We start from the raw sequence: 25,000 nt of genomic DNA, 5'->3' as shown, positions 1-25,000 counted from the left end.
CGGTATGTATGCGAAATAAACTATTCAACAGCATAAATCAGCGGATAAAGTTTCTGCCATAATGCCCGTTTTTGCTCTGGTGAATCAATTAATTGTTGTAATGAAGCACATTGATTATTTTTTAATGAATCCTGTTGCAATAAATCATCATCGAGTTGACTCAATATCAAATCACCAAGACAAATCAAAGTCTTTCTAGCATGAATTGCAAAAAAACCCTGTAAATAACTTTTCACCATCAAATCATTACTCTCCCAACTTTGGATATGTAAAGGCCATTTCAACAGATGATGCTCGGCAAAACAGGCTTTTTGTATATTCAAAAACAACTTACGCTGTAGTTCACTTGTGATTTCGGCAAAAATTAAAAATTTCTCATGCACCAATACCTCAAAATGAAATTCAATCGTTTGAGAAACAGATGTATTTTCAATAATTTCAAGATGATTTTCAGATGGAGCTGGAATATCGGTATTGGATACTTTAGCTTGAATTTGTGATGTCGTATGATCTGATAACTGTACAGTATTATCATGTACTGCAACTTTTTGCAGGTTGATTACAGTGTCTTCGGCCTTATTTTCACGACTCTTGTTCGTAGGACGCATAGTCTGCTGTGTTTGCATGGTGCTGTCTAAGGACGGATCAATCTCAATCGATTGATCACGCCATAGCACATCAACACTTTTTTTCGCCGTAATTTGCTGTCTGGGAATCCAATGTCGGATTCCCATTTGTTGTAAAAGCAATTGCTGGCGATTCAACATTAAATTGCTGTTGCCTCATCTTTTTGTGGATTGGTTTTTGCTTGGGTACCTAACCAGTTTAATGCACTGAGATAAGCCTTGGCACTGGCAATCACGATATCGGTATCTGCACCCTGACCGGTCACAATACGTCCGTCCTTGTTCAGGCGTACCAACACCTCACCCTGACTGTCCGTACCACTGGTAATCGCATTAACCTGATACAATTCCAGTGTTGCCTTGGATTTTGCAATCACTTCAATCGCTTTAAAAACTGCATCTACAGGACCTGAACCACTTTCTGCCGCCGCAGCGTCTTTACCATCTACAGTCAATAACAAATGGGCACGAGGCGTTTGACCTGTTTTTGAGGTCACTTCCAGTTCTTTTAACTGATATTTTGCAGTTAGGGTGTCCTGACCTGAAGCCAATGCATGTAAATCTTCATCAAAGATTTCTGCTTTACGATCAGCCAGATCTTTAAAACGACGGAATAATTCATTTAAATGCTCATCGGATTCAATCGCAATGCCGATCTCATCCAGACGGGCACGAAATGCCGCACGGCCAGATAATTTACCCAAGGTCAGTTTGTTGGTTTTCCAACCCACATCTTCAGCGCGCATAATTTCGTAAGTTTCACGATGCTTTAATACACCATCCTGATGAATGCCTGACTCATGCGCAAAAGCATTTGCCCCGACAATGGCCTTGTTTGGTTGTACCACATAACCGGTAATGGTTGATACCAACCGCGAAGTTGGCACGATTTCTTCACTACGGATATTGGTGGTGACATCAAATAAATCTTTACGCACCCGGGTTGCCATTACAATTTCTTCGAGTGATGCATTGCCTGCACGTTCTCCCAGACCATTGATGGTACATTCAACCTGACGAGCACCATTTTGTACCGCAGCCAAAGAGTTTGCCACGGCCATACCCAAATCATTATGGCAATGCGTAGACCAGATGACTTTATCCGAATTAGGTACACGTTCAAGTAAAGCCTTAAAACGTGCGCCCCATAATTCCGGTATCATATAACCAACGGTATCCGGTACATTAATGGTTTTAACACCCGCCTGAATCACTGCATCAAAAATTCTAACCAGAAAATCCATATCGGAACGTGCTGCATCTTCTGCGGAAAATTCAACATCATCGGTATATTGGCGTGCCCAGCCAATCGCTTTGACTGCCTGTTCTACCACCTGATCTTCACTCATACGCAATTTATGCTGCATATGAATCGGGCTGGTGGCAATAAATGTATGTACTCGACCACGATTGGCATGGCGAATGGCTTCACCGGCACGGGCAATATCTTTTTCATTGGCACGGGCCAGTGAACAAATGGTGGAATCTTTGATGATATTGGCAATACTGGAAATTGCATCAAAATCGCCAGGGCTTGCAGCAGCAAAACCAGCTTCAATCACATCTACACCGAGTCGTTCAAGCTGACGCGCAACACGAATTTTTTCTTCTTTGGTCATCGCTGCGCCCGGGCTTTGTTCGCCATCACGTAAAGTCGTATCAAAAATAATTAACTGGTTGCTACTCATCGCTGCCGATCCTTAAGATATCTTTTTAATTACTTACCTTTATATTTTAACCTGAGTCATCATATTTTGCCTTATCTATTTGATCACATTTAAGTGCTTCTCTCATTCTTTAGTAGAAAAACAGATATATTTCTCGCCTTTCATTATAGATAGGATGTAAACTCAATACTGATATTAGTAAAATATCATCTAAATAATTTCTACAATTGAATGACGCACATGTTTTTTCAACAACTGCCTAACTGGATACAGCTTGGTGCATTTTTATTGGCAATGAATGCTGGCATGATCAATGTCATGGGGTTGATTACGGTATTACATCAATCCATTTCACATATGACAGGCAATATCAGTATATTTGCCATCGCCTTATCTCATCTTGATTATGGCATGATGCTCTATCTTTTTCTGGTGACCCTGAGCTTTATGCTGGGATCGTTTTATAGCGGATTTATTCTGGGCAACAGTAATTTAGAGCTTGGTCGCAGCTATGGGGTACCGCTTACCTTTGTCAGCTTATTCATTTTGCTGTGCTGGATATTTTTGCCCTATTTCCCACGCTATGCACTACTTTGGGGTTCGGCTGCCATGGGAATGCAGAATGCCATGGTCAGTCATTATCGAGGTGCAATTATTCGAACCACCCATTTATCAGGTGTAATCACGGATATTGGACTCGCACTGGGTTATATTGCACGCGGTCTAAAAGTTGAGCCGCGTCGTTTGTTATTACATTTTCTTATTTTGTTTGGTTTCTTTGTCGGTGGGGTCATTGCGACCGTTTTTTATCATTTTTTCGGTATTAATGCGTTTTTAATCCCTGCGATACTCACTGCACTCTTGAGTATTACGTATTGGTATCTATACTTAAAGCGTTCTTAGTTCTTAATTTCGGTATAGGGAGAAAATTGATGGTTAAAAATGCATTACAGGCGCAATTGCTTAAAGCAGGCTTGATCGATAACAAACAGGCAAAGAAATCATCAAAACAGGTACAGCATGCCAAAAAAACCGGGCAAGATACGCAAGCAGCACTCAAAGCCGAAATTGAAAAAGCCAAGCAGGAAAAAATTGCCAAGGACAATGAACTCAATCATGCCAAACAGCAAATTTTGGAAGAAAAAACTTTAAAAGCCAATATTATTCAGATGATTAAGCAACACCAGATTACTGCAACTGATGGAGACATGACCTATCAGTTTATTGATGAAAATAAAATCAAAAAACTATATGTGAATCAGCAAGTTTATAATGCTGTGGTTTCGGGAAGTCTGGCAATTGCCAAGTTAGAGCAAAGCTATGCATTTATTCCCCAAGCTTTGGCAGAAAAAATTGATGCCCGCATGCAAGGTTATATTATCAGTCTACAAAAGCAGGCAGAAGATCAATCTACAGATGAAGAAGATCCTTATGCAGCCTATGTCATCCCGGATGATTTAATGTGGTAAAAGATATCAATTATCAAATCCATCTATAGCGTATTTAATGCGACTCGATACGTATTGATAGAAGTATGAACCGGCACATTGATCCATCGAGATCGGTGTGATGGTTGTTCTGCATCACTTAGTGATAAATCATCTTTTCTGCTATGTTCTTTATCGGTTAAATTGATTTAAAAAAAACTGTTCATTAGTGCGACTGATATGCTTATATACATCTATAAAATCAATTATATTACATTGATTTATATATAATTTTAATAACCCCATGAAATAATGAATATGCTAAAATCTGCCCACTTCATTCTTTCCCAAATTGTTGTTTTTTGCCATGTCCTCGAGTACCCAAGCGCAGCCTGCAACCACCGGTCATTGGATCAGTGTGATTGCCCTGGCCTTAGCCGCTTTCATCTTTAATACCACCGAATTTGTTCCTGTCGCCCTGCTCAGTGATATTGCAGAAAGTTTTTCAATGAAAGTCGAGCATACAGGGATTATGCTGACGATCTATGCGTGGGTTGTTTCGCTTACCTCTCTTCCATTAATGTTGCTCACCCGACAACTGGAACGTAAACGTTTATTAATTGCAGTTTTTACATTATTTATTTTAAGCCATGTAATTACCAGTATTGCCTGGAATTTCTACGTGTTGATTGCGGGACGTATTGGTATTGCATTTTCGCATGCAATTTTCTGGTCGATTACGGCCTCTCTTGCTGTTCGGGTCGCTCCACCTGGTAAAGAGACTCAGGCCTTGGGTTTGTTATCGACAGGTACTGTGCTGGCATTGGTATTGGGAATCCCGTTTGGACGTATTATTGGTGAGGTTTTTGGCTGGCGTGATACCTTTATGTTGATTGGTATCTTGGCCGCACTGGTCGCTTTTATCCTAATGAAAACCTTGCCACGCGTGCCAAGTAAAAACGCTGGTTCACTGGCAAGCTTGCCGATATTATTTAAACGCCCTGCACTTGTGTGCGTATTTATCATCACTGTGTTGATCATTACTGCACAATTTACTGCCTATAGTTATATTGAGCCTTTTGCTGCAACCATTTCTCATCTGGATTCAGAACAAACCACATTTATATTACTTTTTTACGGTGCTGCCGGCATTCTGGGTTCATATCTATTTAGCCGCTTTAGCCCAAAGATACCACGTGCATTTCCTGTCTTATCCAGCATGGGCATTGCTTTATGTCTAATTTTTTTATTGCCCATGGCATTAAGTTATCTCGGTATCAGTGTTGTATCAATGTTCTGGGGCATTGGTATTATGTGTTTTGGCTTAAGTATGCAGGCTTTAGTATTAAGACTAGCCTCCGATGCCACAGACGTTGCTATGGCAATCTATTCTTCTCTTTATAATGTGGGGATTGGTGGCGGCGCTTTACTTGGTGGTATTGTCACCAGCCATTTAGGATTAAGTCAAATTGGACTGGCAGGCGGTAGTATTGCCTTTGTTGGGGTGCTGTTAATGGTATATACCGTAACGCGAAAAGATTTTATCATACGTCCACTAAGCAAATAAAAATTTGCTGAAAATAGCTGTTGATGATTTAACCATTTCAATATGATCTAAACCATCAACAGCCTTAATTTAAATAACAAGAAAGCTATTTTTCTCTTTAAAATTCCTGATATACCGCAGGATCCTGATTGTTAATCCTTCCATCTGCACGGCTTAGCTGGTTAATCTGCTGTACTTGTTGCTCGCTCAGTTCAAAACCAAATACTTCTTTATTGGCCAACTGATTTTTATCACTGGAGGCTTTTGGAATTGGAATCACGCCCAGTTGAATTTGCCAGCGCAGAATCACCTGTGCCACACTTTTTCCAGTTTCTTTGGCAATTGCTTCAAGCACAGGCTCGTTAAACAGCTCTTTACCGCGACCTAATGGACTCCATGCCATGGTGATAATTTTCTGTTCAGCATCATATTGTCGTTGTTGTTGCTGATTAAAATAAGGATGCAATTCGACCTGATTAATGACTGGTAAAATACCTGTTTCTTTCTTCAGTGTCTCAATATGTTCGGGTAAAAAATTACTGACGCCTATAGATTGAATATAGCCTTTTTTCTGACAATCAATCAGAGCCTGCCATGCTTCCACATATAGACCTTCTTTTGGATTTGGCCAATGAATCAGGTACAAGTCATAGTAATCCAGTTGCGCCCGATATAATGATTCCTCCACAGTGGAGACGGCTTCTTTATAACGATGATGTCGTCCCGGAAGTTTTGAACTGATGAATAATTCTTCTCTTGCCAGCTTAGATTGTCGTACAGCTTTGCCTACAGCCCCTTCATTTTCATAATTAAATGCCGAATCTAGCAGACGATAACCATTGTCAATGGCACGTACTATGGTTTCTACACCTTCGCTACCATTTAAGCTATAGGTACCAAAGCCCAAAGCAGGAATTGAGCGACCATCATTTAATGTTAAGTTTGGAATGTTCATCTTGTTTATTCCTATTTTCTCTATATCAGCTTGTTTATGTTACTTGTTTAGGATAACCAATGAATTCGATGAGTAGATTGTAAAAATTATATGTTTTGTTATAAAACGTAATGCCACAATCTGCTGATTATGGCATTGAGGTACTGCTTATACATTAGAAATTATCCGGATGTTCAAGGCGTTTAACCTCTTGTTCCACTTCTTGTACAGTTTTGTCATCACGCACCTCGTCACTGCTCTTTTTCTTTTTAATTAATGCAGTTGGATCATAAATGCTGATGATTTCATTGCCACGTTCATCTTCATCCACCACATATTGAAAACCTTTTACATTCATGCGATGGCACATGCGTTGATACCAGCCAGCAAAACCTTGTCGTGGTTCATTCGGATTATAATAAAAAGCATTCATGACTTGCGGCAAGCCTAAACCACAGACCAAACCAGACAATAAAACACAAATAAAGGTGTAACCAATTAGAATATCACTATAAGCAGCAAGTGCCGGAATATTGGCAACCGCAAGCACCAAGGCCAATGAAATCCCGCCGCGCACCCCACCCCAGGAAAGAATGGTCAAACTGCCGTTATAGCTTTTTTTACTGACTGAAGGGAAAAAGGCAAAGGCCAGAAAGTTTGCTGCAAAACGCGACACATGTAAAATAATAAAGGCAATAATTCCGCCAAATATCAATTCCTTACTTAAATCGATAATAAATAATTCAAGACCAATTAAGGTAAACAAAAAGGCATTAATAATGCCTTCCATGGTATGCCAAAAGTGATTGACTTCTTTAATTTCTTTTTCTGCCAGCACTTCCTGCCATTTATTTCCAACCACCAGTCCGCCGATCACACAGGCAATTGGTGCAGATGCATTGGCAAATAATGCAATCAAATAGGCACCGGAAGCCAATGCTGCTGTGGTCATAATCAAAGATTCAAGTTCATGTTTTTGCTTTAAAATCCATAAGGCAGCATAACCGGTTGTAAATCCGATCACCACGGCAATGGAAATTTCCATCAACAAGTGGCCAATGACGTGACCTACCGTAATATGATCGCCTTGTACAATATTTAAAATAGTCATAAACAAGGCAATACACATCGCATCATTAAACAGCGATTCGCCTTCAAGTTTAACAATCAAATGATGTGGCGCACGGATAGAGCTAAGTACACCTTTAATACCAATCGGATCGGTTGCACCCAATGCTGCCCCTAATAACAACAGGATCAAGATATTGACCTGATGACCGACGAGCCATTGAAAACCATACAATATACCGGCAAAAAATACGGCACAGAGTACCAGTGCAATCGAAGCCAGAATACCAATCGGTTTCCAGTATTTTCTTAAATCAGACACTTTAAATTTTAAGGCAGATGCCATCAAAATAAAGCAGATCACCCCATTGATCAAAAAATCATAGAAATTAAAGCTTCGTACTGTTGCTTCAATCTTTTCAATATTAATGGCAATAATATCGCTACTATTGAACAGACTGGCTGCCCACTGCAATAAAAACACGAATAATGCTGAAACCATTGGTACACCAATGGCTGCTGGAAAGCCTAAAACTTTTTTATTAAATAAAGTTGTGGAAATCGACAAAAGAAAAATAACAGTAAGTGCCTGTAAAAAAAGATAGCTACCCATCATCAGCTCTTAAAAAAATATAAATAAAATTTTGCGTCTGTTGACACTTTACGCATCAATACATTGCGAAATGATCGAAATGTCAGTAGACCCCATTATTCTAAAACAAAATAGTTAAAAATCCTTCGATAAATTTAAGAAATATACAATATTATCCAAATTAAATATTTAGCAAGTAAATCATTTGAGTTAAGTAGCATTTAGGAATGCAATAAAGTCGCCAATGCGACTGAAAAGCCAACAAAAAATAAATGATGTCATACAAATCTGCCGTGAATTGTTTTATCATGGCTTTTATTTTCTGATAAGTTCAATGGCCTTGGATACTCTTACGCTCCTGCAACCTGATGATTGGCATACCCATCTTAGAGATGGCGATTCTTTAAAACGCACCGTTCCCGACCTAGCAAAACAGTTTCATCGTGCGATCTGTATGCCGAATCTGGTGCCACCGGTTAAAACTGTTGAGGAAGCAGTCGCCTATCGTGAACGTATCATGCAACATGTGCCAGAAGGTATCGACTTTGATCCCCGTATGGTTTTATATTTCACCGATCACACGCCTAGCGATGAAATCAAAAAAATTAAAGCTTCTTCTGTGGTCAATGCCATTAAACTTTATCCTGCTGGTGCAACCACCAATTCGGATAATGGCGTAAGTGATATTCGCAAAGTCTATTCTGTAATCGAACAACTAGAAGAACATCAGGTACCGCTATTATTACATGGTGAAGTAACACATTCTCATGTTGATATTTTTGATCGGGAAAAACGTTTTCTTGATGAAGTACTAACACCGCTATTACGTCAATTTCCCCAGCTTAAACTTGTGCTCGAGCATATTACGACCGCCGATGCAGCGCATTTTGTACTGGAACAAGGACGTCAAGTAGCCGCCACCATTACACCGCAACATTTACTTTTTAATCGTAATGATATGCTGGTCGGTGGCATCAAACCACATTTCTACTGTTTGCCTATTTTAAAACGGCAGTCTCATCAAACCACATTACTTGAAGTGGCCACCAGCGGTAATCCCAAATTTTTCCTAGGCACCGATTCTGCACCCCATGCACAAAGCAAGAAAGAAAATGCCTGTGGTTGTGCTGGCTGCTATAGTGCACCCTATGCCATTGAGCTATATGCACAGGCATTTGATCAAATGGGAAAACTGGATAAACTTGAAGGTTTTGCCAGCCACTTTGGTGCAGATTTTTATGGTTTGGAACGTAATCGCAAAACCATTACTTTGGTGCGTAAGGAGCAAACCATTTCTGAACGACTTAGCTATTTCCCAAATGATGACATCATTCCATTATTTGCCGGTCAAACCATCAACTGGAGTCTGCAATGACTGAACAACTCACGCAGACACACCTGATTGGTCAGCGTTTTCGTGGTTTTTTACCTGTCGTTGTAGATGTTGAAACTGCGGGATTTAATGCCAAAACGGATGCACTACTGGAAATTGCTTGTATTCCGATTGTCTATGACGAAAACCAAAAATTCGTTCCAGGCCCGGCTTTTCATGCTCATATCAATCCATTTGAAGGGGCAAATCTGGATCGTCGTTCACTCGACTTTACCGGCATCGACCCTTTTAATCCCCTGCGTATGGCCATGGCAGAAAATGAAAAAGATGCATTAAGACGTATTTTTAAATCATTAAATGAAGTCCGTAAAGCGCAGCAATGTACGCATTGCGTACTTGTTGGCCACAATGCCCATTTCGATCTGGGTTTTCTACAAGCCGCCATTGCAAGAACCGGTACCAAAAACCAGAATCCATTTCATAGTTTTTCGGTATTTGATACAGTGACTTTAAGTGCAGTCACTTTTGGACAGACCGTATTGGCCAAAGCGTGTATTCAGGCAGGTATCGATTTTGACGGTAAAGAAGCACATTCTGCACTATACGATACGCAAAAAACTGCCGAACTGTTTTGCCATATTCTGAATCACTGTACGCAGTATTTTCCAAGCGAATCCTAAATCACAGCGTTAATTAAAAAGTATTGTTTAAAACCAATGCAAAAATAAACCCCGATGCAGATAAAACACATCGGGGCTTCTTTTTAAGACACCAAACCAGTTTAACTAGTTTGGTGTAATGAGATTTAATAATTAACGATTGTTTTCGTCATCATTACCATCTTCAAATTTTTGATCATCAAAACCAGCGCCTTGACCACCAAAACCACCTTGATTACCAAAGCCGCCCGGTTGACCACCAAAGCCACCTTGACCGCCAAAACCACCCGGTTGACCACCACCAAAGCCGCCTTGACCGCCAAAACCACCCGGTTGACCACCACCGAAACCACCAGGCTGACCACCACCAAAGCCGCCCGGTTGACCACCACCGAAACCACCTGGTTGACCACCACCAAAGCCGCCTTGACTTACAGGCGCGCCAGCAGGACGTGGATTACGTGCTGGAACAACTGTAGAAATCGCATGTTTATAAACCATTTGACTTACAGTGTTTTTTAATAATACAACATACTGATCAAAAGATTCGATATGACCTTGTAATTTGATCCCGTTAACTAGGAAGATAGAGACTGGAATACGTTCTTTTCTTAGTGAATTCAAAAACGGATCTTGTAAAGTTTGACCTTTAGACATTGTTAACTCCAAAAAAATAATATCAGCGCAAAAAAATTCACCTTAGTATTTCAATTAAACTTTATAATAAAAGATGAACCCCTAAATTTTGCGTTATATCAATCTGTTTCGCAAGCCCTTAACACCCTGTTCAGGCGTATAAAAAGTATCAAATTGATGCTTTTCTTGCAAAGATCGTAACCAAGTGTATTGACGTTTTGCTAATTGTCGTGTCGCGTATAACGCTTTTAAACGCATTTCCCCTTCACTTATGTGATTCTCATCACTTTTTATGAGAAATTCCAGTGCCTGACGATAACCCACGCTACGCATTGAAGGCAATTCCGGGGTTAAATCATATTTTCTAATCAAATTTTCAACTTCATTCAAAAAACCGATTTCCCACATTTTTTCGAGACGCAATTCAATTCTTTGATGTAATTCCTGTCGATCAGGCAATAACGCATAATTTTCAAATTTATATTTTTCGTTACGACGTACAGTTTGTTGTGCCTGTAACTGGGTAATCGGTGTACCTGTAATCATAAAGACTTCCAGTGCACGAATAATCCGTTGCCGATCACTGACTTTAAATTTTTCACCTGCCAGCGGATCAACCCGTTTCAATTCCTCATAGACAAATTGCCAGCCTTGTTGTGTTGCCATATCTTCAATACTGGCACGGATCTTGGTATCTGCACTGGGCAAATTATCTGCCAGACCTTCCAGTAAACTTTTAAAATACAGCATGGTACCACCGACCAAAAGCGGAATCTTGCCTTTGGCATGAATCTCATCAATCAGTCGTTCGGTATCTTCAACAAATTCTGCCACAGAATACACCTGCGTCGGATCAATAATATCAATCAGATGATGCGGATATTTCTGCTGTTCCTGCTTGCTCGGTTTTGCTGTACCAATGTCCATATCTTTATAGACCAAGGCAGAATCTACCGAAATAATCTCAAAATTGCCAAGATCATATAGCTCACACGCCAATGCAGTTTTACCACTTGCGGTCGGCCCCATAATATTAATCACTGGTAAATCACTTGCCACAACAATTATTCTCCACGCGCAAAAAGTTTATCAAGCTGTGCCAAAGGAAATGCGCGCCAGGTTGGTCGACCATGATTACATTGACTCGCAAATTCGGTTTGCTCCATCTGCCGCAGTAAGGCATTCATTTCCGACAAACTCAATTGCCGATGGGCTCTTACGGCACCATGACATGCCATACCCGCCAAAAGCTGATCTCGTTTACGGGTTAGACCCTGTACATCATCATTAGGATCAAGATCGTTCAATAACTCTGGAATCAATTGCTCCAGATCGGCTTTTTGTAATATGGCCGGAACACCACGAATCAAAACCTGATCATCACCGTATAAATCAACTTCGAGTCCCAGACGGTGCAATTTGTCCTGTAGTTGCTGTAAACGATCTGCCTGTGAAATACTGATTTTTACCACTTTGGGTAAAAGTAATTGTTGCGATTGCCAGAACTCGGGTTTGTCCCAGGCCTGTTTCATCTGCTCCAGTACAATCCGTTCATGTGCTGCATGCATATCAACAATAATTAAACCTTCGGTGTTTTGTGCCAGAATGTAAATCCCATGCAACTGGGCAATCGCAATCCCTAAGGGATATTCATCTACCGGATTGCTTGCTTGTACTGGCCTATCATGTTCTGACATGTTTGATAAGGCATCTGCTTGTGCGCTATCGCTATCCTCATGACTTAATTCTTGTGGCGTTCTTAAGGGCGCAAGATATTTTTGCACCGCATTTGCCACGTAATCTGCACCCAATTTATGATTATTTTGATAGCTAACCGAATGCCCTTGAGAAGAGTTTGTCGAATGATCTGAAGACGGTTGTGATGGCACTTGATGTAGTGCCAAAGCGTCCTGATAACGGGGCTGTGGTTCGGGAGAATGTCCCATTAAAGGTTTCATTGCCACTGCAAGATCTGCACTTGCAGTCTGAAACTGGGATAGTGTTTCCTTAGCAAAATGACGTACAAATTCATGTACTTCACGTTGACTTAAAAAACGAATCTCATGCTTGGTCGGATGCACATTAACATCAATTTCATGCGGATCAACTTCCAGAAATAACAAATAGGCTGAATGTTGATGACCATGCAAAATACCATCATATGCCATGCGCAGCGCATGGCTGATGGTTTTATCCTTGACGATGCGCCCATTGACATAAATATATTGCATATCTGCCTGCGCACGGGCATCTGACGGATGACCAAGCCAGCCCGCCATATGAAGGCCATTTGCTTCTGCATCAATCCAATAGGCATTTTCTGCAAACTGGCGTCCTAAAAGCTGTAATACCCGTTGATAACGCAATTCACCGCTATCAGCCAGTGGCAAGTTCAGACGAATCTGATCATTATGTTCAAGGGTAAAATGAATATCGAAATGCGTTAAGGCCATGCGGCGCACAACTTCTTCAATATGCTGATATTCGGTCGCTTGTCGTTTTAAGAATTTGCGTCTGGCAGGCACATTAAAAAATAAATCCTGTACCCGGACATGCGTACCACGATTCATGGCATTGGCAAGCGCTTGTTCATTTTGTAAGGCCGCACCATGCAACTCAATCTGAAAACCAATGCCATCATCTGTTTGGCTGCTTGCTAGCGTTAAGCGTGATACCGCAGCAATTGAAGCCAGTGCCTCACCCCGAAATCCCAGACTCTGAATAGCTGCCAGCTCTTCTGAACTGCGGACCTTACTGGTTGCATGACGCATGATCGCCAGCGGCAGATCTTCCGGGTGAATACCAAAACCATTATCAATGATTTCAATTAAGGTAGTACCGCCTTGCTCAACCCGAACCACAAGCTCCGTTGCGCCGGCATCTATCGCATTTTCCAGTAATTCCTTGACCACCGAAGCAGGTCGCTCAATGACTTCACCAGCGGCAATCTGGTTTGCCAATGCCGGTGCCAAAGTTTGTATCCGTCGACTGACACGATCTGCCATGGAAATTTGATTTGGCTCAATAGCAAGAGATTCAGTTTGCATAAAAACTGCCCTCAATACGTTGTAATACTGTGCGTTCTCCGCTTACTTCTACTTTACGGATATCATCTTCACAGATTATTTTTAATGTTAAATCTGCCGCAGGTAAAATCCCCTCACCTTTTGACGGCCATTCAACAATCAATAGACTATTATCTTGCTCAAGATAATCACGAATTCCTATCAATTCCAGCTCATATGGATCCTGCAAACGGTACAAATCAAAATGATAAATTGTCTGGTTATCAATGTTATACGGCTCAACCAGCGTATAAGTCGGACTTTTTACTGCACCTTGATGTCCAAGTGCCTGTAACCAATAACGAGTTAATGTGGTTTTTCCAGCACCTAAATCACCAATCAAAAATACCAGACCTGCACTAAAACCCTGTACCAAAGCCAAAGCCAGTTTTGCAGTGTCCTGCTCGCTTGTTAATCTAAGATTTAGATTGTCACTCATCACGCTATCACTTTATAAGAACCGCATTCATCATATCATTAAGCATTATTTTGAGCGAATGATGATGTTGTATTTTGCAGCAATTATCTAAAGCTCTAGCACTCAAGCGAATCCATTGACATTGGTTCTGCAATAACGGCAAAAATAAAAATATCGTGTATTGCCCTATCACAATACCCAATCTGAGCAAAAAACCTTTAAAATATGAAGCTAAATCCTATTCGACTGTTTTTTTATCTATGCTGCAATCAACCATGATTCCCCCAATGCGAGAAGGTGTCAGTGCCAGCACGGTTTTTTTACCGAAAGATTCACCACATCAAACAATTTTTGAATTTTTATTAAGGCAATTTCCGCATATTCAGGAGCATGAATGGAAACAACGCTTTGACGATGGTCTGGTGATTAATCAGCATGGCGAAAGCATTGATATGTTGAGTCCCTATGTCGGTGATCAGCATATTCATTATTATCGTCATTTGGCGCATGAAGCCGCAGTCCCCTTTGCTCATCAAATTATTTTTGAAAATGAACATTTGATTGTGGTCGATAAACCGCATTTTTTAACGGTTAGCCCAACCGGACAATATGTACAACAAACCTTGCTTACTCGATTAAAAAAGGCAACGTCAAACCCTCTACTGAGTCCAATTCATCGACTGGATCGGGAAACTGCGGGACTGATCCTGTTTTCAAAACAAGTAGAAAGCCGACATCTTTATCAGCAACTTTTTGTAAACAAGGAAATACATAAAACTTATCATGCCATTGCCCCATTTTTGTGCCACTTGAATTTTCCATTTAGATTTTCTGCCCGTATGCAAAAGGGCGAACCTTTTTATCGCATGAAAATCGTTGAGGGAGAAAGCAATAGCGTCACTGATATTGCTTTGCTTGAGCACAATCAAAACTGGGCAAAATATCAATTAAAACCAATTACTGGAAAGCAGCACCAGCTACGGGTACATATGAATGCACTCGGTATGCCATTAAAAAATGATCGTCTTTATCCAGAGGTTCAGCATTTAGCAATGGATGATTTTTCCAATCCATTACAATTATTGGCGAAAGAAATTGATTTTATTGATCCGCTAACAGGGCAGCATTTTAATTTTTATTCTTCTTTTGACTTGTTGCTGCCCGAACAATTGACAGCAACAAGTATTTAAACAGATGAAGTGGGGAGTGATCAAGTAAACAAGTTACTTACCAGCGCATGATATGCCACATTCGCCGCAAGTGCCAATGCCATATATACACCTAGATAAGCTTTATTCGTATTCATAATACCTACCTCTCTAACAGACAATGATTTGTTTTTTTGCATGGTTAAATCCTTCTATGCAATTCTTCCCTGACCACAACTTTACGAAAATCTTTAAAGCAATAACTATGCCGTAATCGCCACAGCATAATCACTGCAAGGATAAAGTCGACTGAATTAATCAACTTAAAATAATTGATCCCCATATTTATACAATTTTTGCCCATTTTGCAAGCAAGATTCATTGCATAAGCTCAAGTATCAATGTAAAGCAAACCAAATGCCGATAAGAAGGCTACACAACTTACACTGCGTAACCGCTTTAAAATTCTTCAATCCTATAGATAATCTCTTTCAATTAACCTTTTTGCTGTTTTTTCATTCAAAGCATTAGAATGGCATTAATATTGCTTATTTTAGTATTACTATTTTTCAAAAAAGTAATACTAAGCGGTAGAGCCTATGTCCAATACACTTCTATCCAGAAACCACACACTGCTGCTCAGTCTGGCATCATTTCTGATTCCAATCCTGATCTGGTGTGCTGTCAGCTATTTACCTTTTATCTGGCATCCGCAGGTACAAGTAACCAACTCGGGTGATGTGACTTATTTTCAAGTCAATAGCCGGGTGGCCAAAGATGTGTTCTATCAGGAAGCACAAAATGCAGTAAATCGGGGAGAAACCCCACCCCAAGGTAAACTGGTCAATCCGATTTATTTGCCTGCGCCACATGAAGTTGCTAGGGCTTTAGTCACCTCATTTACCACACCGCCCGTTCAGGCAGATGCACCGTGGTTGCATCAAAGTTTGTGGCATAGCATTAAAATTGTTTTTAGTGCATTTATTATTTCATCAATTATCGGTGTGCCTTTGGGCATTCTATGTGGTTTCTCCAGTGTTATTTCCAGACTGACCGAACCTTTTGTCGAGTTTTTCCGCTATTTACCGGCCCCCGCATTCGGTGCGCTGGCTGTGGCAATCTTAGGCATCAATGATGCACCAAAAATTGCCATTATTGTCATCGGTACCCTATTCCAGCAAATTCTGATTATTGCCAATACCACCCGTATGGTGGATCGTGGTCTGATTGAAGCTGGATTTACCCTTGGAACCAACAAACTAAAAAGCCTGTTTCATGTGGTGATTCCTGCGGCATTGCCTGATATTTATCAAAATCAACGGGTGTTACTTGGCTGGGCATGGACGTATTTAATCGTCTCCGAACTAATTGGTGCAACATCGGGCATTACTTGGTTTATCACCCAACAGGCACGTTATCAAAACTTTCCCAATGTCTATGCTGCCATCCTGATTATTGGCGTGATTGGTTTAATCACAGATTTTATCCTGATGAAACTCGGTGAACGCCTGTTTAAGTGGAAAAAAGGAGCAAAGTAAGATGACTCAAGACTTCAATACCGAAAACTATTTTAAGCAAATTTATGCTCGCCCCGTCATTCTGGAAACACAGGGCTTATCTCAGGTCTTTCAGCATGATCAGATCAAACGCACAATTTTAAAGCAAATTGACCTAAAAATTCATCAGCGTGAATTTATTTGTATCATTGGCCCATCAGGCTGTGGCAAATCGACTTTAAGTCGTGTAGTTGCTGGTTTGGATGATTTTGACAGTGGCAAAGTGCTGGTCGATGGCAAGCCGATTCAGGGCACCAGTCCTGAACGTGGCATGGTCTTTCAGGGCTATACCCTGTTTCCATGGAAAACGGTAAAAGAAAATGTCATGTTCGGTCCATTAATGAAAGGCATCAGCCGTACCCGGGCAGAAGAAATGGCACGGGAATGGATCGGTATTATTGGTCTGGAAAAATATGAAAATCAGTTTCCGCATGAATTGTCCGGAGGAATGAAACAACGGGTTGCCATTGCCCGTGCGCTGGTCAACGAACCCAAATTATTATTAATGGATGAACCGTTTGGTGCGCTTGATCCTTATACCCGGCAAAAGATGCAAAAGCATTTATTAGATCTGTGGCAAAATATTGATATCACGATTTTGTTTGTCACCCATGATATGGATGAAGCGATTTTACTGGCAGATCGCATTGTGGCACTTAAAGCCAATCCCGGTGAAATCAGGGAAATTATCGAGGTCAATTTACCTCGCCCAAGAACGCCTGATATCATGCAAAGTGACGAATTCAAGCAGCTAAAAGCCCATGTCAATCATCTGGTACATGCTCAGGATGATATAGAAATTGATCCTGCCATGCAGAATCTGCCAAGCATTCCACGAATGACACAAGTGAGTACACAAAAGTAGTTTTGCAAGGCCTTGGGACGACCCAACTGCCTTAATCTATTGCTGGACGACCAGCCTGATGGTGAATTCAAATGTATGAAGATAACTATGTTCTACCCATGGTGGATATCTCCAAACTTTCTAGTCCAAATTTGGCTGATCGCCTTGACGTTGCAAAAGCCCTGGATCTAGCCTGTAAAGAGGTTGGTTTTTTATATATTAAGGGTGATCAATTTAATCCTCAGTTATTTACACAAATTCAGCACATCGCAAAAGCCTATTTTGCCCAAGAAGAAAAGCTAAAAATGCAGCATTATATTGGCTTATCGGAAAATCACAGTGGCTATGTACCCATTGGTGAAGAGCAATTTGCCTCCAATACCTATGATTTAAAAGAAGCCTATGATGTCAATTATGATTATCCGCTTAGCACACCACGTCGCCCTTTGTTAGGTCCTACCTTGTGGCCAGATTTTCCTGAATTTCAGACACAGGTGCTGGCCTATTACCAACATGTCAAAACTGTTGGACATCAAATATTTCAGGGTTTTGCACTGGCTCTTGGCTTGAGTGAAGACTTTTTCACCCCACATTTACAACATCCGCCTAGCCAGTTACGTTTAATCCATTATCCCTACAATCCAGCTGCCGAAGATAGCGTCGGAATTGGTGCGCATACCGATTATGAATGTTTTACTTTGCTATTACCGACGGCTCCCGGGCTACAGGTATTGAACAAACAGGGCGAATGGATTGACATTCCATTGATTGAAAACAGTATGGTGATGAATATTGGTGACATGATGGAAATACTTTCCAATGGCCGTTATCTTGCCACCAAACATCGGGTGAAACGGGTACAAGAAGAACGCTATTCTTTTCCGCTATTTTTCTCCTGTGATTATGACTATGTCATTGCACCTGTGATGCCAAATGAGGCGCCAAAATATCAGCCCCTCAAAGGTGGCGATCATTTATTTAATCAGACAGCGCAAACTTTTTCTTATTTAAAACAGCGAATCGCCAAGGGAGAATTAACCTTAAACAATGCGATTCCCTTATCTTCTTTTGGTCTGGCAGAACAACAATAAAACACAGGAGAAATCTATGCATTTAATCCATGATATTTTAGCCAGATTGCCTATCAGCGATTTAACTCAGTGTAATTTGCCGCATTACCTGTTGGGTGCATTTAGACGAAAAAGTATCACTTTTTTTAATGGACTCACCGATGAAGACACCATTGTTTACTGGTTTCAGTCCAAGTCATTTAGCATAGATCTACGTTTAAGTGATGCACATAACACGTCAATTTATGATCGACAAGGCTGGATTGGCGATACCTTATGGGACGAAAAAAACCAGTTATTATCCTGGCATATTGAACACAGTTATCAGCCTCGTACACAGTGGCCAGAACCAGCCAAACTTTATCCGATTGGTAATTGTATTCTGGAGTTTGCTCCATCTGGTGCTTATGTGGAAGACTGGCGACAACAAGCAACGACAGGACTTTTTTTGGGTTTAAGATTAAAACAGATCGAGCACATAGCCACACAACAGCAATACAAAATGGAGGGTGGACTGATCATTAGTGGCCAACATATCGCAATGGTACAAAGTCGTTTGCCTGAGATTGAAGAAAAATTTACACATATTGCTGATCTAAGAAAAGCTGCTCAACAACATATCCATGATGATGAGATCAACAGTTATGAGATTTCTATCGCACTAGGCAGTGATGAAATTCGTTATAGTACAATATCGGAACATATTGGCACCGCTATAAATTTGGATCAATTTGAATTACTGCAAAATGGTCAACTTAGACAACAAAAACTTTTGCAGGGTACAAAGTATTTCTTTTATTATGAACTGGATTTTTACTCGCCCGATTTTCATTTCATCGGTCAATCGCCCGCCAGCATTGATGCCATTACATGGTCAAAACAGGAACAGCAACATTTGTTTGAACATGCCAAAATCGTGACATAATATTTGGAATTCTATATGTCCTATGTATTTCTGGCAATTGCCATTATTTCAGAAGTGATTGCCACATCAGCCTTAAAAGCATCAAATGGTTTCACTGTGCTGATACCATCTCTGATTACCATTGTCGGTTATGTGATTGCTTTGTTTTGTTTGTCGCTTACCCTCAAAACCATTCCGGTTGGCATTGCCTATGCGATTTGGTCAGGCGCAGGAATTATCCTGATTTCAACTGTAGGCTGGGTACTTTATAAACAACAGCTGGATCTGGCAGCATTGATCGGTTTAGGGCTGATGATTAGCGGGATTATTGTCATCAATGTATTTTCCAAAAGTACACAGATTTAATTCAATTTAAATAGCCGTTTCATTATTTAAAAAACCGTTTTATTTCAGAATAAAACGGTTTTATTTAAAATGGATCAGGTTTATTGAATCGAATCCAGTAATTTTGCAGAAATCAATCCATCGGCATCCACTTCGGTTGTATAAATACCATTTTCGACATTAAATTTATTGACGTGATAGGTCGAACCATAAATCGAATCAAAGCCATTGCCTTTTACAAACACCTTTTTATTGGCTGCGACATCCAGTAAATGCGTTCCACCCACAAATTGTTCGTATTGCGCAGGATCAACGCCCACCCGATTTGCCATGATTTTAACTGCATCAGCATGAGTAGCAGGATCATTAATATATTTCACGGTTTTATCCCATACCTGAATAACTTTTTTCCAGTCTTCTTCATGTGCAGATAAATGCGACATATTCACCGACAAAGTGTCGTAAATTAATCCCGGTTTGTCTTTGGAACTATAGATAATTGTGGAACCTGCCACTGCTTTAAGTGCCTGATTTGCGACAGGCTGCCATACTGCAATTGCTGCAATATCCGGGCTGGCAAAAACCTGTGGTAATTCATTAGTCACGGAATTGACCAGTTTGATGTCCGATAAAGGAATTTTGGCATCATCCAGTGCAGTAGATAACAGTAAATGATCGACCAGACCTTTTTCGGTTGCAACAGACTTACCTTTCAGATCGGCAATACTATTGATACCATCTTTGGCAATAATCACATCATTGCCTGCGGAATAATCAGTTGCCATGATGATAATGCCCTTGGTACCTCCAGTTGATGTGATTAAATTATCACCATTGGTAACCAATACTGCATCCAGTTGATTGGCAGAAAAGGCATTCAGTGAAGAGGAATAATCAAACCATTTAAACTCGACATTTAAGCCTGCTTCTTTAAGCCAGCCTTTTTCAATGGCCACTTGCCATGCCACAAAACCGGGCCAGTCACTATAACCAATGGTGATCGGTTGACTGCTTGCAGTACTTGATTGTTCGGATTTTGCCTGAGCATCCGGTGTTTTAGCAGTATTGTCACAAGCTGTTAGCAACATGCCAAAAACCACTGATAAAGAAAGTGTTGCTGTACGAATCATCATGTCATTCTCCCGAAATTGGAAATTTAGCGATTTGCTTGAGAAGAAGATTGGCGTGCAGCAATATAATTTCGCCACCCGCCGAAATGGCTGATATTGACAGCATCCTGAAGCGCATAAGCTTCACAAATAAAGCCTTTTACCCATGAGCCATCTTGTAATTGCACATTGCCAATGCCTAAAGGCGCTGGAACTTCGGCAACAATTGCACCAAACAATGCGTTTGGAATTTCCCATACCTCTAGCGCAATACACTCACCCTGTTCGACATATTGCAGGCCAGGTTTGGGTGGTGTGGTATTGTTTAAGGCATACAGTTGATAATGTGCTGAAGTTTGTGTTTTTTGCAGTAAAACCCCTTGTCGTGTGGTCAACTGAAAATTCAGTGGCATCCCACTTAAATGTGCGCCCACCACTGCCAAACGAACATAATGCGAAGATTCAATTGCCACACTCGGCTGATAAAACTCAGGTAATGCCTGCGCTGAACAACCAACTGCTAAATTATTCAATTCCTGCCATTGTTGTCCAAAGCGCGCCAATGCCTGATCGTGCCAAGCTGGGGCAATAAAAGTGACGCCTGAAGGTAAACCATCTGCACGGATGACATTCGGCAATGCCAAAGCACTTAAATCCGCCAGATTCACAAAATTAGTATAAGCACCCATGTGACTATTTTTATTGATAGGATCGGCTTCAACATCTTCAATGCTGTAGATGGTTGGTGCAGTTGGTACCATTAGCGCATCATAATCCGCCAGTACAATTTGAATCTGGCGTTGTAAATGGGCACGATCATATTCTGCCTGCATGGCATCGGTGGCAACAAATTGGTCTGCCTGTGCAATGATTTGCGCAATCACTGGATGACATTGTTCACGCCTTACCAAACGCTCTACCGCAACCGTTCGTTCTGCCACCCATGCCTTGTTGTAAAGTGCTGCTGCCAATTCATTAAAGATGGAAAAATCAATCGACTCTACTTGATAACCAAGCGTTTTCAGCTTTCCGATGGCAAGTGTAAATGCGTGTTGGCTTTGTTCATCGCCATACCATTGTAATTGCTTTGGAATGGCAATTTTATATTTAGAAAAAGAGGCCGGGACATTTTCCGGGTGATGGCGTGAATAATCATCTTGTGCATCATAGCCTTGCATGATCTGTGCAACTTCCCAAGCATCATCAACATTCAAGGCAAAAATTGAAATCACATCAATCAAACGGCAGGCAGGAATCAAGCCTTTACTGGAAAACCAGCCTTTGGTCGGTTTTAAACCCATAATATTATTATGTCCAGCGGGAACACGACCAGAACCTGCGGTATCGGTACCCAAAGCAAAAGGCACCTGCCCTTTGGCTACTGCGACCGATGATCCGGAACTAGAACCACCGCTGATATATTCGGGATTAAAACTGTTTTGCACTGCACCATAGGGAGAACGCACACCCACCAGTCCTGTGGCAAACTGATCTAGATTAGTTTTACCAATCACGATTGCACCAGCCTGCTTTAATTTCGCCACCACAGTGGCATCCTGTTCGGCCATATAAGCTGCATCAGGACAAGCTACAGTGGTATAGAATCCTGCAACATCAATGTTGTCCTTGACCGCAAAGGGTATGCCGTATAAAGGCAGTGCTTTGGCATGTTCATGACTTAATGCATCAATCTGCTGTTGCAGCTGCTCTCTACTGGCCAGCGAAATCCAGGCATGATTGTGGTTATCTATACTTGCGACATAACGATATAAATCATCAAGTCCAAAATATTTCTCTTGATAGGCAGTACGCCAATCCTGTAGTGTCCAAAATTCTTGCACAGTTTTACCCTACTCGTTTTGTTGTAATGGCGGCATAACAGCATCCATCAATTCTAGATGCCCCTTGATCACCCCTTTGATGGCAATAAATTGCTGGCTAATACAGTCCAGCTCGGTGCTTACTCCTTGTAATAGCATGACCTCCAGCACCTTGTCCTGATCCAGTTGAACAGTGAGAGAACTAATCACCTGTTCCAGATATTGATGCTGTAAGTCCCCAATCTGGATACGAATATTGGGAAAGTTACGATCATATAACAGGGTTAAAGTCCCCACCATCACCGCATTGGAAATGGCCTGCTGCGCAATCAGACGATGATTGATCATATCCACCAGCGCCTGCGAACGACTGTCAAACCCCTGATCATCCACCATGATATCCAGTGCCTGTAGTGTTTCTTCAGGTAAGGTAATGCTGATTCTGGTAAGCTTCTGTTTTGCCATTGATTAGCACCTTAGTGTTTATTCAGATCATCATAGTATGTCTGATAAAATCGGGCGCGTGCAGCAAAAATCCGAGCCAATTGCTGTAAAAGCCATATCGCAAATTGATTGCTGTGATTGAGGAAGTGTTTCATGCTTTTCTCCTTAGTATTACTTTTTATAAATTTCGTAATACTTATTTTTATAAAGCATGATCTATGCCAGTTTTAGCAAAGAAAATATCCAAAAAAGAAAGAAACATGCACTATAGTTGATCAAAGTAAAAAGTATGATGAGATAAACATGCTTTAAAAGAGTTCTATTTCTATTTTTCTAACTCCAATATGCATCATCAAATTTAAGAAGCACAACCGAAATGCAGCAAAAATGACTTATTTTATATACGACACCATTTCTGGGCCTTGTCATAAAGTTGAAAAGTTTTTGTTATTTGTAACATCTATCCCATGAAATATTTGATATTAAATACTCATCACTAAGAAGGTGGGATTTTGACACTCCATATCTTGCTATTTTATAGTGGACTAAAAAATGAAATATTAGCTATATCGAAGGCAATACCTAAATTACAGCACTCTATTGATGAATAAAAATAGTTATTCTGGTGAGTTATATGTATGATCAAATATGACTCACCAAATTTATAATTCATTAAAAAGAGAAAATCTCTTATTTTATACTATCTACAATCTCGGGAGAAATAAGGCTATCTACATCAAGTTTTGTATTATAAACACCATATTTTATATTAAATTCATTGACCCGATAACTTGAACCATAAATAGAATTTAATCCTGTGCCTTTGGTAAATAAAGTTTTATTATCTTGAATACTTAAAAAATGTGTACCATCAATAAATTGTTTATATTGTTCTGATTGAATACCTGCACGGCTTGCCATAATACGTACAGCATCTTCATGCGTTGCTGGATCTTTAATATATTTGACTACTCTATCCCATACTTCTAAGATTTTTACCCAATCTTCTTTATGACGCATTAAATGTTCTGCATTGACAGTCATAGCACCATAAATTAATCCCGGTTTTTCTGATGCTGTATAAATAATTTTAGAACCGGGAACATTTTTTAGTGCCTGATTCGCAATAGGCTGCCATAATGCAACAGCGGAAATATCAGGTGACATGAATACCTGCGGTAATTCATTCGTGACAGCATTTACAATTTTAACCTCCTGCGTTTTAATATTGGCATCTGTTAACGCTGTATCTAATAATAAATGATCAACCAATCCCTTTTCTACTGCAACAGTCTTACCTTTCAAATCTGAAATAGAATTAATACCTGATTTTGCCACAATTAAATCATTACCTGCACCTTCATCAGTGGCTAGAATAACTAAGCCTTTTGTGCCACCAGCCGAAATTACCAAATTATCACCATGGGCAATCGTCACAGCATCAATTTGTTTCGCCGCAAAAGCATTTAATGAAGCAGAATAATCAAACCATTTAAATTCTGCATTTACACCAGCATCTTTCAACCACCCTTTGTCAATTGCAATCTGCCATGCAACCCAACCCGGATAGTCACTATACCCAATCGTTATGGGAGGATTTTCATTTTTAGATTGTGATGCAGTATTTTCTGATACGGAAGTCTTTGCAGTATTATCGCAAGCTGTCAGAAATACACTAAATATCAAGGGAAAAATATAATACGGTTTGTTCAACATATCATCTCTCACTCTAAATCATAAGGTGTAAAAAATAATTAGTATTACTTTATTTAAAAAAAGTAATACTAAT

At 40.4% G+C, this 25,000-nt stretch carries 24 protein-coding genes; 11 read left to right on the top strand and 13 right to left on the bottom strand.

The window, feature by feature from the left end:
- Positions 1-20 precede the first annotated feature (20 nt).
- Both CRO21_RS05015 and CRO21_RS05010 read right to left on the bottom strand, forming a co-directional pair.
- Positions 21-767, bottom strand: coding sequence for a hypothetical protein (locus CRO21_RS05015; protein WP_097078246.1), 747 nt, complete (start codon positions 765-767; stop codon positions 21-23).
- The gene (locus tag CRO21_RS05010) at positions 767-2,314 is read right to left on the bottom strand and encodes a 2-isopropylmalate synthase (protein WP_097078245.1); all 1,548 of its coding nucleotides are present in this window, start codon (positions 2,312-2,314) and stop codon (positions 767-769) included. The genes CRO21_RS05015 and CRO21_RS05010 overlap by 1 nt, the downstream gene beginning before the upstream one ends.
- Before the next feature lie 219 nt (positions 2,315-2,533).
- Here CRO21_RS05010 and CRO21_RS05005 point away from each other — a divergent pair, with 219 nt between their 5' ends.
- From CRO21_RS05005 to CRO21_RS04995, 3 genes are all read left to right on the top strand, one after another.
- Positions 2,534-3,196, top strand: coding sequence for a YoaK family protein (locus CRO21_RS05005; RefSeq protein WP_097078244.1), 663 nt, complete (start codon positions 2,534-2,536; stop codon positions 3,194-3,196).
- Between the two features lie 29 nt (positions 3,197-3,225).
- Positions 3,226-3,762 (top strand): DUF2058 domain-containing protein, encoded by a 537-nt coding sequence (locus CRO21_RS05000; protein WP_097078243.1) that lies wholly within the window; start codon positions 3,226-3,228, stop codon positions 3,760-3,762.
- 325 nt (positions 3,763-4,087) lie between these two features.
- Positions 4,088-5,287: a sugar transporter gene (locus CRO21_RS04995; RefSeq protein ID WP_097078242.1), complete on the top strand. Its 1,200-nt coding sequence runs from the start codon at positions 4,088-4,090 to the stop codon at positions 5,285-5,287.
- 97 nt (positions 5,288-5,384) lie between these two features.
- Here CRO21_RS04995 and CRO21_RS04990 read toward each other — a convergent pair whose 3' ends face one another.
- The gene (locus CRO21_RS04990; RefSeq protein WP_097078241.1) at positions 5,385-6,221 is read right to left on the bottom strand and encodes an aldo/keto reductase; all 837 of its coding nucleotides are present in this window, start codon (positions 6,219-6,221) and stop codon (positions 5,385-5,387) included.
- Positions 6,222-6,375: 154 nt separating this feature from the next.
- Positions 6,376-7,881, bottom strand: coding sequence for a cation:proton antiporter (locus CRO21_RS04985; protein ID WP_097078240.1), 1,506 nt, complete (start codon positions 7,879-7,881; stop codon positions 6,376-6,378).
- A 319-nt stretch (positions 7,882-8,200) separates the two neighbouring features.
- Between CRO21_RS04985 and pyrC the strand changes: the two genes are divergently transcribed.
- A complete protein-coding gene (gene pyrC / locus CRO21_RS04980) occupies positions 8,201-9,235 on the top strand; it encodes a dihydroorotase (RefSeq protein WP_097078520.1) in 1,035 nt (344 codons plus the stop codon).
- Positions 9,232-9,873 carry a ribonuclease T gene (gene rnt, locus CRO21_RS04975; RefSeq protein WP_097078239.1) on the top strand — a complete coding sequence of 214 codons (642 nt, stop codon included), beginning with the start codon at positions 9,232-9,234 and terminating at the stop codon, positions 9,871-9,873. The genes pyrC and rnt overlap by 4 nt, the downstream gene beginning before the upstream one ends.
- 132 nt (positions 9,874-10,005) lie before the next feature.
- On the opposite strand, the gene hfq is transcribed toward rnt, so the two are convergent.
- The 4 genes from hfq to tsaE all read right to left on the bottom strand — a co-directional run bounded on the left by hfq (position 10,006) and on the right by tsaE (position 13,992).
- Complete coding sequence (hfq, locus tag CRO21_RS04970) at positions 10,006-10,509, bottom strand: RNA chaperone Hfq (protein ID WP_097078238.1); 504 nt, start codon at positions 10,507-10,509, stop codon at positions 10,006-10,008.
- 93 nt (positions 10,510-10,602) lie between these two features.
- Positions 10,603-11,547 carry a tRNA (adenosine(37)-N6)-dimethylallyltransferase MiaA gene (gene miaA / locus CRO21_RS04965; protein WP_097078237.1) on the bottom strand — a complete coding sequence of 315 codons (945 nt, stop codon included), beginning with the start codon at positions 11,545-11,547 and terminating at the stop codon, positions 10,603-10,605.
- Between the two features lie 5 nt (positions 11,548-11,552).
- Positions 11,553-13,493: a DNA mismatch repair endonuclease MutL gene (gene mutL / locus CRO21_RS04960; protein ID WP_097078519.1), complete on the bottom strand. Its 1,941-nt coding sequence runs from the start codon at positions 13,491-13,493 to the stop codon at positions 11,553-11,555.
- Between the two features lie 31 nt (positions 13,494-13,524).
- Positions 13,525-13,992, bottom strand: a complete 468-nt coding sequence (gene tsaE / locus CRO21_RS04955; RefSeq protein WP_097078236.1) for a tRNA (adenosine(37)-N6)-threonylcarbamoyltransferase complex ATPase subunit type 1 TsaE — start codon at positions 13,990-13,992, stop codon at positions 13,525-13,527.
- A 266-nt stretch (positions 13,993-14,258) separates the two neighbouring features.
- Here tsaE and CRO21_RS04950 point away from each other — a divergent pair, with 266 nt between their 5' ends.
- The 6 genes from CRO21_RS04950 to CRO21_RS04925 all read left to right on the top strand — a co-directional run bounded on the left by CRO21_RS04950 (position 14,259) and on the right by CRO21_RS04925 (position 19,859).
- Positions 14,259-15,161 (top strand): pseudouridine synthase, encoded by a 903-nt coding sequence (locus CRO21_RS04950; RefSeq protein ID WP_228150366.1) that lies wholly within the window; start codon positions 14,259-14,261, stop codon positions 15,159-15,161.
- A gap of 557 nt (positions 15,162-15,718) precedes the next feature.
- Complete coding sequence (locus CRO21_RS04945) at positions 15,719-16,657, top strand: ABC transporter permease (RefSeq protein WP_097078234.1); 939 nt, start codon at positions 15,719-15,721, stop codon at positions 16,655-16,657.
- A 1-nt stretch (position 16,658) separates the two neighbouring features.
- The gene (locus tag CRO21_RS04940; RefSeq protein ID WP_097078233.1) at positions 16,659-17,540 is read left to right on the top strand and encodes an ABC transporter ATP-binding protein; all 882 of its coding nucleotides are present in this window, start codon (positions 16,659-16,661) and stop codon (positions 17,538-17,540) included.
- A gap of 71 nt (positions 17,541-17,611) precedes the next feature.
- On the top strand, positions 17,612-18,610 hold the full coding sequence (locus CRO21_RS04935; protein ID WP_097078232.1) for an isopenicillin N synthase family dioxygenase: 999 nt from the start codon (positions 17,612-17,614) through the stop codon (positions 18,608-18,610).
- A gap of 16 nt (positions 18,611-18,626) precedes the next feature.
- Entirely contained in the window at positions 18,627-19,514 is an 888-nt protein-coding gene (locus tag CRO21_RS04930) for a hypothetical protein (RefSeq protein ID WP_097078231.1), read from the top strand.
- A 15-nt stretch (positions 19,515-19,529) separates the two neighbouring features.
- The gene (locus CRO21_RS04925; RefSeq protein WP_097078230.1) at positions 19,530-19,859 is read left to right on the top strand and encodes a DMT family transporter; all 330 of its coding nucleotides are present in this window, start codon (positions 19,530-19,532) and stop codon (positions 19,857-19,859) included.
- Positions 19,860-19,939: 80 nt separating this feature from the next.
- Here CRO21_RS04925 and CRO21_RS04920 read toward each other — a convergent pair whose 3' ends face one another.
- The 5 genes from CRO21_RS04920 to CRO21_RS04905 all read right to left on the bottom strand — a co-directional run bounded on the left by CRO21_RS04920 (position 19,940) and on the right by CRO21_RS04905 (position 24,927).
- Positions 19,940-20,968 carry an ABC transporter substrate-binding protein gene (locus CRO21_RS04920; RefSeq protein WP_097078518.1) on the bottom strand — a complete coding sequence of 343 codons (1,029 nt, stop codon included), beginning with the start codon at positions 20,966-20,968 and terminating at the stop codon, positions 19,940-19,942.
- 26 nt (positions 20,969-20,994) lie between these two features.
- Positions 20,995-22,788 (bottom strand): allophanate hydrolase, encoded by a 1,794-nt coding sequence (atzF, locus tag CRO21_RS04915; RefSeq protein ID WP_097078229.1) that lies wholly within the window; start codon positions 22,786-22,788, stop codon positions 20,995-20,997.
- Between the two features lie 9 nt (positions 22,789-22,797).
- Positions 22,798-23,232 carry a CopG family ribbon-helix-helix protein gene (locus CRO21_RS04910; RefSeq protein WP_087620738.1) on the bottom strand — a complete coding sequence of 145 codons (435 nt, stop codon included), beginning with the start codon at positions 23,230-23,232 and terminating at the stop codon, positions 22,798-22,800.
- Positions 23,233-23,243: 11 nt separating this feature from the next.
- On the bottom strand, positions 23,244-23,366 hold the full coding sequence (locus tag CRO21_RS17785; RefSeq protein ID WP_265734854.1) for a hypothetical protein: 123 nt from the start codon (positions 23,364-23,366) through the stop codon (positions 23,244-23,246).
- A gap of 535 nt (positions 23,367-23,901) precedes the next feature.
- On the bottom strand, positions 23,902-24,927 hold the full coding sequence (locus CRO21_RS04905; protein ID WP_097078228.1) for an ABC transporter substrate-binding protein: 1,026 nt from the start codon (positions 24,925-24,927) through the stop codon (positions 23,902-23,904).
- Positions 24,928-25,000: the final 73 nt, after the last annotated feature.

This window comes from Acinetobacter puyangensis (assembly GCF_900096995.1).
GTDB classification, from domain to species: Bacteria; Pseudomonadota; Gammaproteobacteria; order Pseudomonadales; family Moraxellaceae; genus Acinetobacter; species Acinetobacter puyangensis.
The sequence above is the reverse complement of the archived record's forward strand: the minus strand, read 5'-3'. Positions and strand labels throughout refer to the sequence as shown.

Coding starts and splice junctions, on each gene's coding strand:
- CRO21_RS05015 (WP_097078246.1), bottom strand. CDS start 767: ATGTTGAATCGCCAGCAATTGCTTTTACAACAAATGGGAATCCGACAT.
- CRO21_RS05010 (WP_097078245.1), bottom strand. CDS start 2,314: ATGAGTAGCAACCAGTTAATTATTTTTGATACGACTTTACGTGATGGC.
- CRO21_RS05005 (WP_097078244.1), top strand. CDS start 2,534: ATGTTTTTTCAACAACTGCCTAACTGGATACAGCTTGGTGCATTTTTA.
- CRO21_RS05000 (WP_097078243.1), top strand. CDS start 3,226: ATGGTTAAAAATGCATTACAGGCGCAATTGCTTAAAGCAGGCTTGATC.
- CRO21_RS04995 (WP_097078242.1), top strand. CDS start 4,088: ATGTCCTCGAGTACCCAAGCGCAGCCTGCAACCACCGGTCATTGGATC.
- CRO21_RS04990 (WP_097078241.1), bottom strand. CDS start 6,221: ATGAACATTCCAAACTTAACATTAAATGATGGTCGCTCAATTCCTGCT.
- CRO21_RS04985 (WP_097078240.1), bottom strand. CDS start 7,881: ATGGGTAGCTATCTTTTTTTACAGGCACTTACTGTTATTTTTCTTTTG.
- rnt (WP_097078239.1), top strand. CDS start 9,232: ATGACTGAACAACTCACGCAGACACACCTGATTGGTCAGCGTTTTCGT.
- hfq (WP_097078238.1), bottom strand. CDS start 10,509: ATGTCTAAAGGTCAAACTTTACAAGATCCGTTTTTGAATTCACTAAGA.
- mutL (WP_097078519.1), bottom strand. CDS start 13,493: ATGGCAGATCGTGTCAGTCGACGGATACAAACTTTGGCACCGGCATTG.
- tsaE (WP_097078236.1), bottom strand. CDS start 13,992: ATGAGTGACAATCTAAATCTTAGATTAACAAGCGAGCAGGACACTGCA.
- CRO21_RS04950 (WP_228150366.1), top strand. CDS start 14,259: ATGCGAGAAGGTGTCAGTGCCAGCACGGTTTTTTTACCGAAAGATTCA.
- CRO21_RS04945 (WP_097078234.1), top strand. CDS start 15,719: ATGTCCAATACACTTCTATCCAGAAACCACACACTGCTGCTCAGTCTG.
- CRO21_RS04940 (WP_097078233.1), top strand. CDS start 16,659: ATGACTCAAGACTTCAATACCGAAAACTATTTTAAGCAAATTTATGCT.
- CRO21_RS04935 (WP_097078232.1), top strand. CDS start 17,612: ATGTATGAAGATAACTATGTTCTACCCATGGTGGATATCTCCAAACTT.
- CRO21_RS04930 (WP_097078231.1), top strand. CDS start 18,627: ATGCATTTAATCCATGATATTTTAGCCAGATTGCCTATCAGCGATTTA.
- CRO21_RS04925 (WP_097078230.1), top strand. CDS start 19,530: ATGTCCTATGTATTTCTGGCAATTGCCATTATTTCAGAAGTGATTGCC.
- CRO21_RS04920 (WP_097078518.1), bottom strand. CDS start 20,968: ATGATTCGTACAGCAACACTTTCTTTATCAGTGGTTTTTGGCATGTTG.
- CRO21_RS04910 (WP_087620738.1), bottom strand. CDS start 23,232: ATGGCAAAACAGAAGCTTACCAGAATCAGCATTACCTTACCTGAAGAA.
- CRO21_RS17785 (WP_265734854.1), bottom strand. CDS start 23,366: ATGAAACACTTCCTCAATCACAGCAATCAATTTGCGATATGGCTTTTA.
- CRO21_RS04905 (WP_097078228.1), bottom strand. CDS start 24,927: ATGTTGAACAAACCGTATTATATTTTTCCCTTGATATTTAGTGTATTT.